At 70.3% G+C, this 15496-nt stretch carries 14 protein-coding genes; 4 read left to right on the plus strand and 10 right to left on the minus strand.

What is annotated here, in order from left to right:
* Window positions 1-177: 177 nt before the first annotated feature.
* On the minus strand, window positions 178-426 hold the full coding sequence (locus tag AB0D27_RS42540; RefSeq protein WP_362520273.1) for a hypothetical protein: 249 nt from the start codon (window positions 424-426) through the stop codon (window positions 178-180).
* Entirely contained in the window at window positions 423-1376 is a 954-nt protein-coding gene (locus AB0D27_RS42545; RefSeq protein WP_362520276.1) for an SPFH domain-containing protein, read from the minus strand. The genes AB0D27_RS42540 and AB0D27_RS42545 overlap by 4 nt, the downstream gene beginning before the upstream one ends.
* A gap of 249 nt (window positions 1377-1625) precedes the next feature.
* Here AB0D27_RS42545 and AB0D27_RS42550 point away from each other — a divergent pair, with 249 nt between their 5' ends.
* Window positions 1626-3950 carry a transglycosylase domain-containing protein gene (locus tag AB0D27_RS42550; RefSeq protein ID WP_362520279.1) on the plus strand — a complete coding sequence of 775 codons (2325 nt, stop codon included), beginning with the start codon at window positions 1626-1628 and terminating at the stop codon, window positions 3948-3950.
* A gap of 75 nt (window positions 3951-4025) precedes the next feature.
* On the opposite strand, the gene AB0D27_RS42555 is transcribed toward AB0D27_RS42550, so the two are convergent.
* The 7 genes from AB0D27_RS42555 to AB0D27_RS42585 all read right to left on the minus strand — a co-directional run bounded on the left by AB0D27_RS42555 (window position 4026) and on the right by AB0D27_RS42585 (window position 12327).
* A complete protein-coding gene (locus AB0D27_RS42555) occupies window positions 4026-6185 on the minus strand; it encodes a SpoIIE family protein phosphatase (protein ID WP_362520282.1) in 2160 nt (719 codons plus the stop codon).
* On the minus strand, window positions 6167-6385 hold the full coding sequence (locus AB0D27_RS42560; protein WP_362520285.1) for a hypothetical protein: 219 nt from the start codon (window positions 6383-6385) through the stop codon (window positions 6167-6169). The genes AB0D27_RS42555 and AB0D27_RS42560 overlap by 19 nt, the downstream gene beginning before the upstream one ends.
* A 119-nt stretch (window positions 6386-6504) precedes the next feature.
* Complete coding sequence (locus AB0D27_RS42565) at window positions 6505-7197, minus strand: DUF402 domain-containing protein (RefSeq protein ID WP_362520288.1); 693 nt, start codon at window positions 7195-7197, stop codon at window positions 6505-6507.
* A gap of 115 nt (window positions 7198-7312) precedes the next feature.
* Window positions 7313-8716 (minus strand): class II fumarate hydratase, encoded by a 1404-nt coding sequence (locus AB0D27_RS42570; protein ID WP_362520291.1) that lies wholly within the window; start codon window positions 8714-8716, stop codon window positions 7313-7315.
* 147 nt (window positions 8717-8863) lie between these two features.
* A complete protein-coding gene (locus AB0D27_RS42575; RefSeq protein ID WP_362520293.1) occupies window positions 8864-9700 on the minus strand; it encodes a DUF2690 domain-containing protein in 837 nt (278 codons plus the stop codon).
* Window positions 9701-9930: 230 nt separating this feature from the next.
* On the minus strand, window positions 9931-10440 hold the full coding sequence (locus tag AB0D27_RS42580) for an SH3 domain-containing protein (RefSeq protein WP_362520296.1): 510 nt from the start codon (window positions 10438-10440) through the stop codon (window positions 9931-9933).
* A 219-nt stretch (window positions 10441-10659) separates the two neighbouring features.
* Window positions 10660-12327 carry a fumarate hydratase gene (locus tag AB0D27_RS42585; RefSeq protein ID WP_362520299.1) on the minus strand — a complete coding sequence of 556 codons (1668 nt, stop codon included), beginning with the start codon at window positions 12325-12327 and terminating at the stop codon, window positions 10660-10662.
* Between the two features lie 179 nt (window positions 12328-12506).
* On the opposite strand from AB0D27_RS42585, the gene AB0D27_RS42590 reads away from it, so the two are divergent.
* Window positions 12507-13235, plus strand: coding sequence for a DUF1707 domain-containing protein (locus tag AB0D27_RS42590; RefSeq protein WP_362520301.1), 729 nt, complete (start codon window positions 12507-12509; stop codon window positions 13233-13235).
* 200 nt (window positions 13236-13435) lie between these two features.
* The gene (locus AB0D27_RS42595; RefSeq protein WP_362520304.1) at window positions 13436-13813 is read left to right on the plus strand and encodes a WhiB family transcriptional regulator; all 378 of its coding nucleotides are present in this window, start codon (window positions 13436-13438) and stop codon (window positions 13811-13813) included.
* An 82-nt stretch (window positions 13814-13895) separates the two neighbouring features.
* On the opposite strand, the gene glpX is transcribed toward AB0D27_RS42595, so the two are convergent.
* The gene (gene glpX, locus AB0D27_RS42600; protein ID WP_362520307.1) at window positions 13896-14927 is read right to left on the minus strand and encodes a class II fructose-bisphosphatase; all 1032 of its coding nucleotides are present in this window, start codon (window positions 14925-14927) and stop codon (window positions 13896-13898) included.
* Between the two features lie 125 nt (window positions 14928-15052).
* On the opposite strand from glpX, the gene AB0D27_RS42605 reads away from it, so the two are divergent.
* Window positions 15053-15496: DUF4245 domain-containing protein (locus tag AB0D27_RS42605; protein ID WP_362520309.1), on the plus strand; the 444-nt coding region annotated here is incomplete at its 3' end.

Raw genomic sequence — 15496 nt, forward strand, 5'->3', positions numbered from 1 at the left:
CCGTCCCGGACCTGGGGGCTGCGCCCCCAGACCCCCCTTGTCGCGCTCCGCGCTCGTCCTCAACCGCCGGACGGGCTGAATCCCGCCCCTCCGGCGTTTGAGGAGCGAGGGTTTGGGGGCGGAGTCCCCAAGGACGGGAAGGGTAGGGGCGGAGGGGGCGAGAAACCCCCAGGGCGCCTAACCCTCCGGCTCGCCGGAAACCGGCGGTCGCCCCCGTCGGGGAATCGGCCCCGCCGCACCCGGCAGGCGCCCCGCGTCAGCCAGCGCCCTGCGCAGCAGGAACTCGATCTGGGCGTTGGCCGAGCGCAGCTCGTCGCCGGCCCAGCGGGCCAGCGCCTCGTACACCAGCGGATCCAGCCGCAGCAGCACCTGCTTGCGCTGCTGCGGCCGACGCCGGGGCGCAGTCCCCTCCGAAGAAGCCGTCACTGGTAGAGCGTCCCGGTGTTCAGGACCGGCTGTGCCGCACGGTCTCCGCACAGCACCACCATCAGGTTCGACACCATCGCCGCCTTCCGCTCGGAGTCCAGCTCCACGATGTCCCGCTCGGTGATCCGGGCGATCGCCGCCTCGACCATCCCGACCGCGCCGTCCACGATCTGCCGTCGCGCCGCGACGACCGCCCCGGCCTGCTGCCGCTGGAGCATCGCGGAGGCGATCTCGGGAGCGTACGCGAGATGCGTGAAGCGCGACTCGATGATCCGCACGCCGGCGGCCTCCACACGCGCGTGCAGCTCGGCGGCGAGCTTCTCGGTGATCTCCTCGGCGTTGCCGCGCAGCGACAGACCGTCCTCGTCGTGGGCGTCGTACGGGTACTCGATGGCGATGTGCCGTACGGCCGCCTCGGTCTGGGTGGCGACGAACTCCAGGAAGTCGTCCACCTCGAAGGTGGCCTGAGCGGTGTCGCGGACGTTCCACACCACGACCGCGGCGAGCTCGATCGGGTTGCCGTAGGCGTCGTTGACCTTGAGGACGGCGGTCTCGTGGTTGCGTACGCGCGTCGAGATCTTGGTCCGGGAGGTCAGCGGATTGACCCAGCGCAGCCCGTCCTGCCGGATCGTCCCCCGGTAGCGCCCGAAGAGCTGGACGACACGGGCCTCGCCCGGTGCCACGGTGTTGAGTCCGGACATCGCGAAGAACGCGGCGATGCCGGTCAGGACACCGACGATGATCAGTGCGGCCTTGGCGCCGGCCGCGTGGACCACACCGCCGCCGACGGCGACGAGCGTGGCGCCCAGCAGCAGCCCGACCAGGCCGAGCAGGAGGGCGAGCCCGCCGCCGATGCTGTGCGCGGCGAACTCCCGCACGCGGGGCGTCGGCATCTCGGGCACGTCGGCCGGTGCGGAGTCGTGTGAGTGGTGTGAGTCGTGTGTGGACATGGTGGTCCCCCCGTTTCGTACTGCATAGCTTTGGTCTATCTAAGTGATAGCACTTTACCCGGTCCGGCAACCTTCCACCCCTCTCGCTCGTCGGTTTTGTTGGGGCGGGTGCGCGTGGCGTGCTGATTGTCACGTCCGGAAAAGACCGGATCGGCGGCCCTTTGTCATAACGCGCGGTGTTAGCTTGCTGAGCTGACCTGAGCGACGAACCTGTGTGCCACACGAGAGTGAAGCGGAGCGGATCGACCCATGGGACGAGCGGAAGAGAGACGAGCGCGGCAGGCGCGGGGCCGCCGCGCGGCGCCCAAGCGCTCGTCCGGAGCCCAGGCCACGGCGACGACCGGATCGGTGGCCGGGGGGAAGGCCGGCGGCAAGAGCGGCCGCAGCGGCATACGCCGGTTCGTCAACTGGAAGACGATCCTCGGCACGTTCTTCGGCTTCTGCCTGCTCGGCATGGGCGCGTTCATCGTGCTCTACATGGTCGTCGACGTCCCCAAGGGCAACGCGGCGGCGAAGCTGCAGAGCAACATCTACAAGTACAGCGACGGCACGGTGCTGGCCCGCACCGGCAAGGTCAACCGTGAGGTGGTGGACCTCGCCAACGTGCCCAAGGGCGTCCAGAAGACCTTCGTCGCCGCCGAGAACAAGTCCTTCTACAAGGACTCGGGCGTCGACCTGAAGGGCACCGCCCGCGGTCTGCTCAACACCCTTTCCGGCAAGGGCAAGCAGGGTGGTTCGACGATCACCCAGCAGTACGTCAAGAACTACTACCTGAACCAGGACCAGACCGTCACGCGCAAGCTGAAGGAACTGGTCATCTCGCTGAAGGTGGACCGCCAGAAGTCCAAGGACGACATCCTCGCGGGCTACATCAACACCAGCTACTACGGCGAGGGCGCCTACGGCATCCAGGCCGCGGCGCAGGCGTACTACCGCGTCGACGCGGGCGAGCTGACGGTCGCGCAGGGCGCCTACCTCGCCTCGCTGTTGCAGGCCCCGAGCCAGTACGACTGGGCGATCGCCACGGACACCGGCAAGAGGTTGGTCAAGGCCCGCTGGAACTACACCCTCGACAACATGGTCCAGCAGGGCTGGCTGGACCCCGCCAAGCGCCAGGCCATGAAGTTCCCGGTGCCCAAGGACCCCAAGGCGGCGCCCGGACTGCAGGGCCAGACCGGCTATCTGGTGAGGGCTGCCCAGGACGCGCTGGCCAAGCAGCTCGTCTCCCAGGGCACGGCCGCCAACCTGAGCGATGCCCAGGCGATGGTCGACGCGGGCGGCTGGACCCTCACGCTCAACATCGACAAGAAGAAGCAGGCACTGCTGGAGAAGACCGTCAAGGCGCAGCTGACCAGCAAGCTGGACCCCAAGAAGCGCAAGGTCGACGCGGACATCCAGGCCGGTGCCGCCTCCGTCGACCCCAAGACCGGCAAGGTCCTGGCGATGTACGGCGGTCAGGACTACGTCAAGCACTACTACAACAACGCGACCCGCCGTGACTACCAGGTCGCGTCGACCTTCAAGCCGCTGATCCTCGCGGCGGCCCTGGACGGGCAGGCCAAGACGCAGAGCGGCAGGCCGATCACGGCGGACACGATCTACAGCGGCACCAACCGCCGCCCCGTCGTGGGCAGCGACATCGCCTTCGCGCCGCCGAACGAGGACGAGCACAGCTACGGCGACGTCACCGTCCAGACCGCGACGAACAAGTCCATCAACTCCGTCTTCGCGCAGATGGGCGTCGACGTCGGCATGGACGAGGTCCTCAAGGTGGCCTCCAAGCTCGGCATGGACACCAAGGGGCTGCAGGCGGTGCCCGCGCAGACCCTCGGCTCCATGGGCGCGAGCCCGCTGGAGATGGCGGGCGTGTACGCGACGATCGACAACCACGGCAAGAAGGTCACCCCGGCCCTCGTGGCGTCGGCCCAGCACAAGGACCGTACGGTCAAGTTCCCCGACCCGATCGGCGAGCAGGTCATCAGCGAGGAGGCCGCCGACACGGTCACCTCGGTGCTGACCGGCGTGGTCGACGACGGTACGGCCCGCGTCGCGGTGCGGGACAACGCCGACCGTGCCGGCCAGCAGGTCGCCGGCAAGACGGGTACGTCCGACAGCAACAAGTCGGCCTGGTTCACCGGCTACACGCCGAACCTGGTCACCTCGGTCGGCCTCTTCGGCGAGAGCAAGAAGAACGGCAACCAGGTCTCCATGAAGGGCGCCACGGGCCTCGTCTCGCAGGGCGGCCGCGTCAACGGCGGTGGCTACCCGGCCCAGATCTGGGCGGCGTACACCTTCAACGCGATGGGCAAGGTCAGCAAGTTCGAGCTGAACACCACGTCGGGCGCGGCGGTCGAGCCGACCCAGACGCCCACGATCACGCAGACGCCCTCGTCCACTCCCTCGTCGTCGCCGACGACCCAGGAACCGACGACGCAGCCGCCGACCTCCAGCAGCCCGTCGACTCCGACGCAGGAGCCGACGACCACCGAGCCGACGACCACGAAGCCGACCACTACGACGGCGACCCCGACCGGCAGCATCACGGACAATCCGTTCAACCCGAACAGTCAATGAGCGCGCGAAAGGGGCGCCCGGTGATCCACCGGGCGCCCCTTTCGCGGTTCTGAGAGTGGTTCGAGGGCGGGGCACTCACCCCCGGTTCAGCTCGAACCAGACCACCTTCCCCGTACTGAGCCGGGTCGCGCCCCACCGCCTGGCCAGCTTGTTCACCAGGTACAGCCCGCGTCCGCCCTCGTCCGTGGCCCGCGCCTGCCGCAGCCGCGGCAGCTGCGGCACGTCGTCACCGACCTCGCAGCGCAGCACGTCCGTGCGCAGCAGCCGCAGCGTCACCGGCCGCGTGGCGTAGCGCACGGCGTTCGTCACAACCTCGCTGACCAGCAGCTCCACGGAGTCGGTCATGTCCTCCATGCCCCAGCGGGACAGCGCCCGGCGGGCCAGCCGGCGAGCCCGCCCCGGGGCGGCGTCCTCCGGCTCCAGGAACCAGTACGCGACGTCGCTCGGCGCGATCCCGTCGAAGCGGGCGGCGAGCAGCGCGATGTCGTCGTCCCGGTCGCCCGGACCGAGCATGTCGAGCACCTCGTCGCACAGCGCCTCCAGCGGCGGCGGATGATCGGGACCGGTCAGCTGCGCGGTGGCGGCGAGCCGCTCCCTCAGCTGCTCTATCCCGGTCCACACGTCCCGCAGCCGCGACTCGACCAGCCCGTCGGTGTACAACAGCAGCGTCGCCCCGGCCGGCGCGTCCAGCTCCACCGCCTCGAAATCCACCCCGCCCACGCCGATGGGGGCACCTGGCGGCACCCGCAGCACCTCGGCCCGCCCGCCCAGATGCAGCAGGACCGGCGGCGGGTGGCCCGCGTTGGCGATGGTGATGCGGTGCGAGACGGGGTCGTAGACGGCGTACAGGCAGGTCGCCATGCGGTCGGTGCCCAGGCGCTGCGCCTGCTCGTCGAGGTGGTGCAGCACCTCCTGCGGCGGCAGATCGAGCCCGGCGAGGGTCTGCGCCGTCGTCCGCAGCTGGCCCATGATGGCCGCCGACGTCATGGAGTGGCCCATCACATCGCCGACGACGAGCGCCACACGGCTGCCCGGCAGCGGGATCGCGTCGTACCAGTCGCCGCCGACGCGCGCGGTCTCCGCGGCCGGCAGATACCGGCTGGCCAGCCGCACGCCCGTGGGCCGCGGCAGCGTCTCCGGCAGCATCGTGCGCTGCAGCTCGTCGGCGATGTACGCCTCCCGCCCGTACAGCACCGCCTTGTCGATGCCGAGCGCGCTGTGCGTGGCGAGCTGGGCGGCGACCAGCAGATCGTCGGCCTCGAAGGCGAGTCGCTCCGGGCGCCGCAGGAACAGCGCGGCGCCGATCACCCGGCGCCGGCCGCGCAACGGGGCCAGGATCGCGCGCTGACCGCTCGGGACGACGAGGTCGTCGCCGAGCAGCTCGGGCAGCGCGGCCCGGGCAGCGGGCGCGTCCGCGAACACCGGCCGCACGCCGCGCAGCACCTCGGCGAGGGCGCCGCCCGGCCGCACCTCGCACAGCTCGGCCGTCATCGCCGACAGCTCACTGGGCTCGGGCCGCAGCGCGGGCGTGAAGCCACCGTCCGTGTCCCGCTCCTCCGGGATCCGGTCGGTGCGCCGCAGCCGCAGCACCAGCGGCCCGGTGGGACGCTCGTCGCCGACCGGCAGCGGGTCGCGCAGATAGACGAGGATCGCGTCCGAGAACGTCGGCACGGTGGCCCGGCACAGACCCATCACGATCTCGTCGAGGTCGATGCCCCGGGCGATCCGCCGGGTCGCCGCGCCCACGAAGCGCAGCCGGTCCCCGTCGCGCCGCATCGGCATCGGGCCGCCCTGCGGCAGCCCCTGCCCGGTACGGCGCTCATTGCCGTCGGGGCTGCGCGAGGGCCGGTCCTGGCCGTCGGCGGGCTGGGCCGGAATGCTGTCCGGAGCGGGGCGCGGGCGGTGCGGATCGGGTTCGGTGGCCGAGGGCTGGGAGTGCTCGGGGCCCGGGCCGGGGGAGGGGGGCGGCGGTGCCGGGGTGCCCGGCGGAGGGGGCGAGCCCGCGCCCGTCTCGGCGGAACCCTTGGCGCAGGGCATCGCCTTACCGGATCCGGTCGGCGCGTCGCCCGTGCGGGCGGCCTGGACGGGTAACGCGGCCGCTCCCGGCAACTGGGCCGGCTGCTGCGGGGTACGCAGGAGCGCCCCGCGAGGGTCCGCGGGGGCGGCCGGCCGGCCCGCGTCGGGCCGGCGGCGCTCATGCGAGGTGGGGTGCTCCGTCACGCGTGTCGAATCCATCCGTCCGGGGCTGCGCGCCGTGCGTGCAGTTCGTCCCGCAGGCCCGATACCCGGAATGTGTGCACCAGGAACGGAATCTGCGCGTCGTGCGAGCCGGGCCCGGCGTACGTCGGCAGGAACGCCGTCGCCCCGGCGGCCCCGTGCGGCCCCTCCGGCCGTCCGCGGACCACGCCGCCCTGCCCCTCGTACTCCTCGCTCACGTCCTGCCGCCCCTCGGTGACGTATGGTCAAGCCCAGCTCGTACTGCGGGAGTTGTTGCTGCCGTGCGCCCTTGCGGAAGACGATCCTACGGTTGTACCACGGGGGCGCATCAAGGGTCTCATGTGGACACGTGTACGGGCGTACGGTCCCAGTCATCCGGCAGCGGCGGAACCGGCCAGGACGGATCGGGGCGCCAGTGCTGCCAGCCGTCCGAGAACGGCGGCCCCCAGGCACGGATCACCTCCACCGCCGACAAGCCCGCCTCCCTTACCTCTGCGGCCAGTTGAGCGTCCATCAGACCGACCCGCTGTGCCATCGCGAACTCGTCCTCGTCGAGCCAGCGCCAACTGCGGTCCGGGTGCACCGAAATATCCAGGAAGTGGTCCTCGGAGTCGACCCCGCCCTCCCAACGGATCTGCGGCGCCTCGAGGTTCACATACCAGTTCTTGAAACGCCAGCCCGGCTCCCAGAACAGCCACACCGACCAGGCGTCGCCCGGCCGCGCCAACTTCAGTACTCCGGTCCCGAACCAGCGGTCGCGCTGCACCGTGCGCGGCTTGGTGTAGCGCGACTCCAGCGGCTCCCCGTGCACCGGCGTACCGTCGGCGAGCACCGGCTTCACGCACTCGGTACCCGGGGCCAGCCACACGGCGAGCAGCTCGTCGTCGTCCCGTACGACGGTCACGGGACGGCTGATGTGGACGCGCTCGCCGGCGTTCTCCCGGTACCGCCACAGGATCTGACTCCCGGGGGCCCAGTGCGCCGTCGACCCGCCCGCTGCCACTCGTCTCACCGCTCCGCCGTCTGTCATGACCAGATATTAGGTGCCCCAGGCATACGACGCTGCGGCGCGCGTCACGGTTCTCGCCACCGCGCACATGCTGTTACGGGGACGTCATCAGGCGTTTCGCCGGAGTCCGGTGCCGTTACGGACGCGTCATCCTCAGGACATCCAGCGCCTCGTCCAACTGCTCCTCCGTCAGGTCTCCGCGCTCCACGTATCCGGACTCCAGGACGACTTGGCGAATCGTCTTGCGCTCCGCCAGCGCCTTCTTGGCGACCTTGGCGGCCTCCTCGTACCCGATGTACTTGTTGAGCGGAGTGACCACCGAGGGTGACGACTCGGCGTACTCACGCGCCCGCTCGCGATGGGCGACGATCCCGTCCACGGTGCGGTCGGCGAGCAGGCGCGAGACATGGGCGAGCAGCCGTACCGACTCCAGGACGTTCTTGGCGATGACGGGCATCATGACGTTGAGTTCGAAGTTCCCGGCCGCTCCGGCCGTGGCGACGGTGGCGTCGTTCCCGGTCACCTGAGCGGCGACCATGAGCACCGCCTCGGGGATGACGGGATTCACCTTGCCGGGCATGATCGAGGACCCGGGCTGCAGATCGGGCAGACTGATCTCGGCGAGCCCGGTCCGCGGCCCGGAGGCCATCCACCGCAGATCATTGGCGATCTTGGTCAGCCCGACGGCGATCGTCCTGAGCTGCCCGCTGGTCTCCACGATCCCGTCGCGCGCGCCCTGCGCCTCGAAGTGGTCGCGGGCCTCGGTCAGCGGCAGCCCGGTGGCCCGGGCCACCTCGGCGATGACGGCGGCGGAGAAGCCGTGCGGGGTGTTGATCCCGGTCCCCACGGCCGTTCCTCCGAGCGGCAGTTCGGCGAGCCGCGGCAGCGAGGCCTGGAGCCGCTCGACCCCGTACCGCATCTGGGCCGCGTACCCCCCGAACTCCTGCCCCAGCGTCACCGGCGTCGCGTCCATGAGGTGCGTACGCCCGGACTTCACCACGTCGGCGAACTCCTCGGACTTGCGTGCGAGCGACCCGGCGAGGTGCTCCAGCGCGGGCACCAGATCCCGGGTGACGGCCGCGGTGGCGGCGATGTGAATCGAGGACGGGAAGACGTCGTTCGACGACTGCGACGCGTTGACGTGGTCATTGGGGTGTACGTCCCTGCCGAGCCGCTCGGTCGCGAGCGTGGCGATGACCTCGTTGGCGTTCATGTTGGACGACGTACCGGACCCCGTCTGGAAGACATCGACCGGAAAGTGCGCGTCCCAACGTCCCTCGGCGACCTCACCGGCCGCCTCCTGGATCGCCTCCGCGACATCCTTGCCGATCACCCCCAGCTCCCCGTTCACCTTCGCGGCGGCCGCCTTGATCCGGGCGAGCGCCTCGATGTGGGCGCGCTCCAGGCGCTGCCCCGAGATCGGGAAGTTCTCCACGGCCCGTTGCGTCTGGGCCCGCCACTTCGCGTCGGCGGGGACACGGACCTCACCCATGGAGTCGTGCTCGATCCGGAATGGGACTTCAGCCTGCTCATCGGCCATTGCCGATCACCTCCAGTGAGGACAGCATCGCGGACGTGTCCCGTGTTCCCGCGGCAGGGAGCGGCCAATGGAGTGTCCCGCGGCGGGGGAGGTGACCGGCGTGTTCCCCGCGGCAGGGGGAGGCGAGCGGAGTGTTCGGGGGATGCCTCAGTGCCGGGGGGCGCCGTACAGGCCCGTGCACGTCGGCTTCCCGGCGACCTCGGCGCACGCCTGCGCGCCGCGCGGGCTCGACGCGGCCAGCATCGGGCTGCTGTATCCGTCGGACTTGTCGCCCTGGTAGGCGGCGGACAACTCGTCCTGGCCCGACCTGATCGAGATCTCCCGGGCGCCGCCTGTCCGGGTACGCAGCTCGGCCCAGACCGTGGCGCAGGACGGGGAGAAGCGCAGCAGCACCACCTGGGCGGCTGCGGCGACCGTGCTCTCCGTACGCGCGTCACGCGCGCAGGTCTCGGAAGTCGGGAACGCGCCCTCGCAGCTCCTCCCGCGGCAGGAGGCCGCCGCGCGCGATGCCGCCGGGAGGTCGGGTTCGAGGACTTCCGCCGCACCGGCGGTGACCGCCACCGTGGCGGCCATGGCGGCCATGGCCGCGAGGGCGACTCCGGCGCGGCGGGGCGGCCGGACGCGCCGGGTCCGTGCGGGCGCGGGAACGGCTTCGGGTACGGCTGAGCTGGGCGCCTGCGCCGGCGTACTGGCCGTCCGGCACTGCGCCCGGGACGCGGCGTCCCACAGGGACAGTAGCGGGCGGGGATCGGTGTCCGCGAGCCGGGCGAGCGAGTCGACCGCCGCGCGCGGCGGGAACTGGTCGCCGTTGAGATAGCGGTGCCAGGTCGACTTGCTGAACGGGGTGGCGGTGGCCAGCGCGGCGAGGCTCAGCCCCGTCCGCCGCTTGAGAGCGCGGAGGTGCTCCAGCAGGCGCCGCGTGTCGGCCTCAAAGTCGTCCAGCTCGTTTGACGGGTCGGGCGGTGGCTGCCTCTTGACCGTCACATGGCTCTCCATCTCGCTCCCTCGCCGTGCCGGGGCTGACCGCCCTGATGTGTTCCCGGGTGCGACGCCGGGCCACACCACGATCACCGGAAAATGAAGGGGAGTTGACCTGCTGTTTCGCCACCGGGCGGCGAGCTGATCCGTTGATCGGCTGGTACGACCTCCCGGCGGGACGAACTTCGCCCCGCCGGGAGGCGCCGGAACTCATGGGCTGACTGGTGCGGTGCCCGTCAGCACCAGCGGACGGCGCTGCGGTTGTGGACGTAACGGGCGGAGACGTAGCCCTTGTGGTGCGCGAGCCTGTACCAGCGCCGGTTGCCCAGGACGCTGGACCCCTGCTTCTTGCAGGTGATCGCGACGACGCGACCGACGCGCCGCGAGCCGACGACCTGGTAGCCCGTCCCCGGTCCGGACCGGACGTTCAGCCGCAGGCCGTGGGTCGCTACCCGCCCCCACGTGTGGGCAGCGACGTGGTGCCGGGCGGGGATCAGGACGTGACGCCGGGCGTGGGTCGTCGCGTGGTGGCGCACATGGGTCGTCACGTGGTGACGGGTGTGCGGCTTCGCGTGGTGGCGCACGCCCGGCGTCGAGAACGCCGGGGGCGTGGTGCTCCAGACGGGAGCGTGCTGGGCGGGCCCGGCGGGCTGGGCCGGTCCGGTGGAGGCGACGGCCGCCGCCGGGAAGACGGCGACGGCCGCGATCGCGGCCACCAGACCGTTGCGCAGTGTGCGTCGAATCATGGGATTTCCCTCCGAGTTGACCTGCGGACCACCGGTGGTGATCCAGTCAGCACGGAGCTTTTCCGGCAAAAGGCGCAAGGATGCCGTCCCACTCGTTCCTGGGATGAAGTGGGACAGCGCGCATGCGTGGAGCCGTCCCGGGACGGCTCCACGGCACTGCGGACTGCGGCACTGCGGACTGCGATTACGGACTGAGGACTACGGCTTACGGACTACGGGTTACGCGAGGCCGGGCCCGCGCACCGGAATCGACGTGAACGTGGGCGCGGGCGCCGGGTCCTTGAAGAAGTCGTTGCCCTTGTCGTCGACTACGACGAACGCCGGGAAGTCCTCGACCTCGATCTTCCAGACGGCCTCCATGCCGAGCTCCTCGTACTCGACGACCTCGACCTTCTTGATGCAGTCCTGCGCGAGGCGCGCGGCGGGGCCGCCGATGGACCCGAGGTAGAAGCCACCGTGCGCGGCACACGCGTCGGTGACCTGCGCCGAGCGGTTCCCCTTCGCCAGCATCACCTTGGACCCGCCCGCCGCCTGGAACTGCTCGACGTAGGAGTCCATGCGCCCGGCGGTGGTCGGCCCGAAGGAGCCGGACGCGTACCCCTCGGGGGTCTTCGCCGGGCCCGCGTAGTACACCGGGTGGTCCTTCAGGTACTGCGGCATCCCCTCACCCGCGTCGAGCCGCTCCTTGATCTTGGCGTGCGCGATGTCACGGGCGACGACGAGCGGCCCGGAGAGCGAGAGCCGGGTCTTGACCGGGTACTTGGTCAGCTCGGCGAGGATGTCGTCCATCGGCTGGTTGAGGTCGATCTTGACGACGTCGGACGACTCGTCGAGGTGCTCGTCCGTCGTCTCCGGCAGGAACCGCGCCGGGTCCGTCTCCAGCTGCTCCAGGAACACACCCTCGGCGGTGATCTTGGCGACGGCCTGCCGGTCGGCGGAACACGACACCGCGATCGCGACGGGGCACGACGCCCCATGCCGCGGAAGACGGACCACGCGCACGTCGTGGCAGAAGTACTTACCGCCGAACTGCGCGCCGATCCCGATCTTCTGGGTCAGCTCGAAGACCTTCTCCTCGAGCTCCTTGTCCCGGAAGCCGTGGCCCAGCTCGGAGCCCTCGGCCGGGATCTCGTCCAGGTAGTGCGCGGAGGCGTACTTCGCTGTCTTGAGCGCGTACTCGGCGCTCGTACCGCCGACGACGATCGCCAGGTGGTACGGCGGGCAGGCGGCCGTACCGAGCGAGCGGATCTTCTCCTCCAGGAACTTCATCATGGAGGCCTCGTTCAGAACGGCCTTCGTCTCCTGGTAGAGGAACGACTTGTTGGCCGAGCCGCCGCCCTTGGCCATGAAGAGGAACTTGTAGGCGCCGCCGTCGGTCGCGTACAGCTCGATCTGGGCCGGCAGGTTCGAGCCGGTGTTCTTCTCCTCCCACATGGTGAGGGGAGCCATCTGCGAGTAGCGCAGGTTGAGGTTCAGGTACGCGTCGTAGATGCCGCGCGAGAGGGCCGCCTCGTCGCCGCCCTCGGTCAGGACGTTCTGTCCGCGCTTGCCCATGACGATCGCGGTGCCGGTGTCCTGGCACATGGGCAGGACACCCGCGGCCGCGATGTTCGCGTTCTTCAGGAGGTCGAGGGCGACGAACTTGTCGTTGCTCGACGCCTCGGGGTCGTCGATGATGCGACGCAGCTGGGCCAGGTGCGCGGGCCGCAGGTAGTGCTGGATGTCGTGGATGGCCTCAGCGGCGAGCTTGCGCAGCGCCTCCGGCTCGACCTTGAGGAACGTGCGCCCGTCGGCCTGGAAGGTGGAGACACCCTCGGAGGTCACCAGCCGGTACGGGGTGGTGTCCTCTCCCTGGGGGAGCAGATCGGTGTACGCGAACTCAGGCATCTCGCCCATTCCTCACTCGACAGACAGCGGCCCGCCTCCATTGGCGGGCGCTCACCAGCGTAGAACCTGGCACGGACACCGAGGCTGTGAGGTAAGGCTCAGTTGCCGCGGTGGCCGGTTTTTCCACAGGTCGCGACAAGGGGTAGTCGCGATCTATCGCGTTTGGGTACGCTGCTGCCGTGGACCTTCAGAAGCGCCCCGACCCAAGTGCCCCCGCGGCGGTGAAGCCGGCCGAGCTCCGTGCTTCCGACGCCGACCGTGACCGCATGGCCGACATCCTGCGCGAGGCGCTCGCCGAGGGGCGCCTCACCGCCGAGGAGCACGCCGAGCGGGTGGAGGGCGTGCTGGCCACCAAGACCGTGGGCGAGCTCGACCAGTTCGTCCGGGACCTGCCCGCCGCCCACACGGGCCGCGCGACACCCGCGTACACCTCCGTGCCCAACCGCCCCACCGCGGGAGCGATCCCGGTGGAGCCCGATGAGAACGTGGTGGCGGTCTTCAGTGCCGCCGCCCGCAAGGGCCGCTGGCGCGCGGGCCGCCGGATCCACGCGTACTCGGTCTTCGGCAGCATCGACATCGACCTCACTGAGGCGATCTTCGAGTACCAACAGGTCGTCATCAAGGCGATCTCGGTCTTCGGCGACATACAGATCCGCGTCCCGGAGAACGTCTCGCTGCGGGGCAGCGGCGGCGGTGTGCTGGGCAACTTCGAGGTGGACACGCTGGATTCGGCCGATCCCGACGCGCCGGTCGTCTACGTGGACGGATTCGCCGTACTGGGAAACCTCGAGGCGCGGCCCAAGCGCGGCAAGCTCATCGCGGACATTCTCGACCGGGTGACGGGCCGCGTGTCCGAGCGTGTGGCCGACCGGGTGGACAGGGGTTTGCGCAAACACCTGGACCGTTGACGCTTGCGAATCCGGGCGGCACGGACGGCGAATTGGTCCAGTCGTACGAGCGGTGCCGCGTACGAGAATTCCAGGGCTTCGGAACTCAGTGCATAGGCGCGCGCACAGCGGGTAGGCCTTGCTGCATCGTCTCTTGGAGGGCGCTGTGGAACATCCCGCGGTGCCCGGCACGCTCGCGAAGCCGTCGTCAGGAGTAGACCGTGCTGCAACCGCCGCATCAGTCCCTGCAGGTAGCTGCCGTTCCGGCCCAGCGGGCGCCAGTGCGGGACAGGGATCAGGAAGCGCCATGGCACACGGAGGCCGTGTGCCGACGAGACGAAGCCGGCCTGTTCTTCGCCCCGTCCAAGGAACCCACCGCGGCCCGGCTGTCCCGTGAGGAGGCGGCGAAGCGCGTCTGCGCCCGCTGCCCGGTGATGGTCGAGTGTCGCGAACACGCGCTGCTGCAACCCGAGCCCTACGGAGTGTGGGGCGGCCTCACCGCCGCCGAGCGCCGCGTGGTGCTCGCCCGGCGCCGCCGCCGCGACCTCGAGCTCAAGAAGGCCACGCGCTCGACGGGCACCATAGCCGCGGCCGGATAGTGCTCGCGCGAATGGGGCGCCCCCTCCGCACAGGGGGCGCCCCATTCACGTATGAGCCGCTGTTTCGCCGTACGGGCTGCCGCTACTTCGCGCGATCGAAGTCGATCGCGCTGTACGCGCGCAGCTTGCTCAGCCGGTGCTCGGAGTTGATCTGGCGGACCGTGCCGGACTTGGAGCGCATGACGATCGAGTCGGTCGTCGCGGTCTCCGCGCGGTAGCGCACCCCGCGCAGCAGTTCGCCGTCGGTGATGCCGGTCGCGACGAAGAACACGTTCTCGCCGGAGACCAGGTCGTTCGTGGTCAGGACGCGGTCCATGTCGTGGCCCGCGTCGATCGCCCGCTGCCGCTCCTCGTCGTCCTTGGGCCACAGCTTGCCCTGGATGGTGCCGCCCAGGCACTTGACGGCGCAGGCCGAGATGATGCCCTCGGGCGTGCCGCCGATGCCGAGCAGCAGGTCGATGCCGGTGCCCTCGCGGAGGGCCAGGATGGAGCCCGCGACATCTCCGTCGGTGATCAGCTTGATGCGGGCGCCGGTCTCCCGGATCTCCTTGATGATCCCGTCGTGACGCGGCCGGTCGAGGATGACGACCGTGACGTCCTCGGGCGTGGAGCGCTTGGCCTTGGCGACCCGGCGGATGTTCACCGAGACGGGCGCGTTGATGTCGACGAAGTCGGCGGCCTCCGGCCCGGTGACCAGCTTGTCCATGTAGAAGACCGCGGACGGGTCGAACATGGTGCCGCGGTCGGCGGCGGCGAGCACGGCGATGGCGTTCGACATGCCCTTGGCGGTGAGTGTGGTTCCGTCGATCGGGTCGACGGCGATGTCGCACTCCGGACCGGTCCCGTCGCCCACGCGCTCCCCGTTGAAGAGCATCGGGGCCTCGTCCTTCTCACCTTCACCGATGACGACGACGCCGTTCATCGAGACGGTGGAGACGAGGGTCCGCATGGCCCGGACGGCGGCGCCGTCGGCACCGTTCTTGTCGCCGCGGCCGACCCAGCGGCCCGCGGCCATCGCGGCGGCCTCGGTGACACGGACGAGTTCCAGGGCGAGATTTCGGTCGGGGGCCTCGGAGGGGACCTCGAGTTCGGACGGCAGATGATGCTCGGTCATCGGAGCGCACCTTTCTGATACGACGACGGCCGGATGAGGGTGTCCCCCGACTCTATCGTCAGTCTGACAAAATGAGCAGGGGGCCCCACGGATGAGCAAGCCAGGGCACCTGCGACGATAGGGGCGTGGCAGGTACGAAAGGCAAGCAGTCGGTCCGGGACATGATTCTCTCCCTGGGCCTCATCGGGCTCCTGGCGGGCGTCATCTACATCTTTATCCCGCACGACGGCTCCGAGCCCCCGCTCAAGCGTGTCGACTACCGGGTCGAGCTGCTTACGGCGCGTCGCGCGGCGAGCTATCCCGTGGCGGCGCCAGAGGGACTGCCCAAGACGTGGAAGGCCACCTCGGTGCGGTACGACGGCAGCGAGTTCGACGCCTGGCACCTTGGCTTCCACGACGCCGACGGCCAGTACGTGGCCATCGAGCAGTCCACGCAGAAGCCGGCCCTCTTCATCGACACGGCCAGCCAGGGCGCCGAGGCGACCAAGGAGACCCAGCGCATCGGCGACCGGACGTGGCAGCGCTACGACGGGAATCACTACGACGCCCTCGTCCTCAGGGCCAAGGGC

It is taken from the genome of Streptomyces sp. NPDC048415 (genome assembly GCF_040651675.1).
In the GTDB taxonomy this organism is placed as follows: Bacteria; Actinomycetota; Actinomycetes; order Streptomycetales; family Streptomycetaceae; genus Streptomyces.

Excerpts from the sequence above, each read along its gene's own strand:
- AB0D27_RS42555 (WP_362520282.1), bottom strand. The coding sequence starts at position 6,185 with ATGGATTCGACACGCGTGACGGAGCACCCCACCTCGCATGAGCGCCGC.
- glpX (WP_362520307.1), bottom strand. The coding sequence starts at position 14,927 with ATGACCGAGCATCATCTGCCGTCCGAACTCGAGGTCCCCTCCGAGGCC.
- AB0D27_RS42550 (WP_362520279.1), top strand. The coding sequence starts at position 1,626 with ATGGGACGAGCGGAAGAGAGACGAGCGCGGCAGGCGCGGGGCCGCCGC.
- AB0D27_RS42580 (WP_362520296.1), bottom strand. The coding sequence starts at position 10,440 with ATGATTCGACGCACACTGCGCAACGGTCTGGTGGCCGCGATCGCGGCC.
- AB0D27_RS42585 (WP_362520299.1), bottom strand. The coding sequence starts at position 12,327 with ATGCCTGAGTTCGCGTACACCGATCTGCTCCCCCAGGGAGAGGACACC.
- AB0D27_RS42545 (WP_362520276.1), bottom strand. The coding sequence starts at position 1,376 with ATGTCCACACACGACTCACACCACTCACACGACTCCGCACCGGCCGAC.
- AB0D27_RS42565 (WP_362520288.1), bottom strand. The coding sequence starts at position 7,197 with ATGACAGACGGCGGAGCGGTGAGACGAGTGGCAGCGGGCGGGTCGACG.
- AB0D27_RS42570 (WP_362520291.1), bottom strand. The coding sequence starts at position 8,716 with ATGGCCGATGAGCAGGCTGAAGTCCCATTCCGGATCGAGCACGACTCC.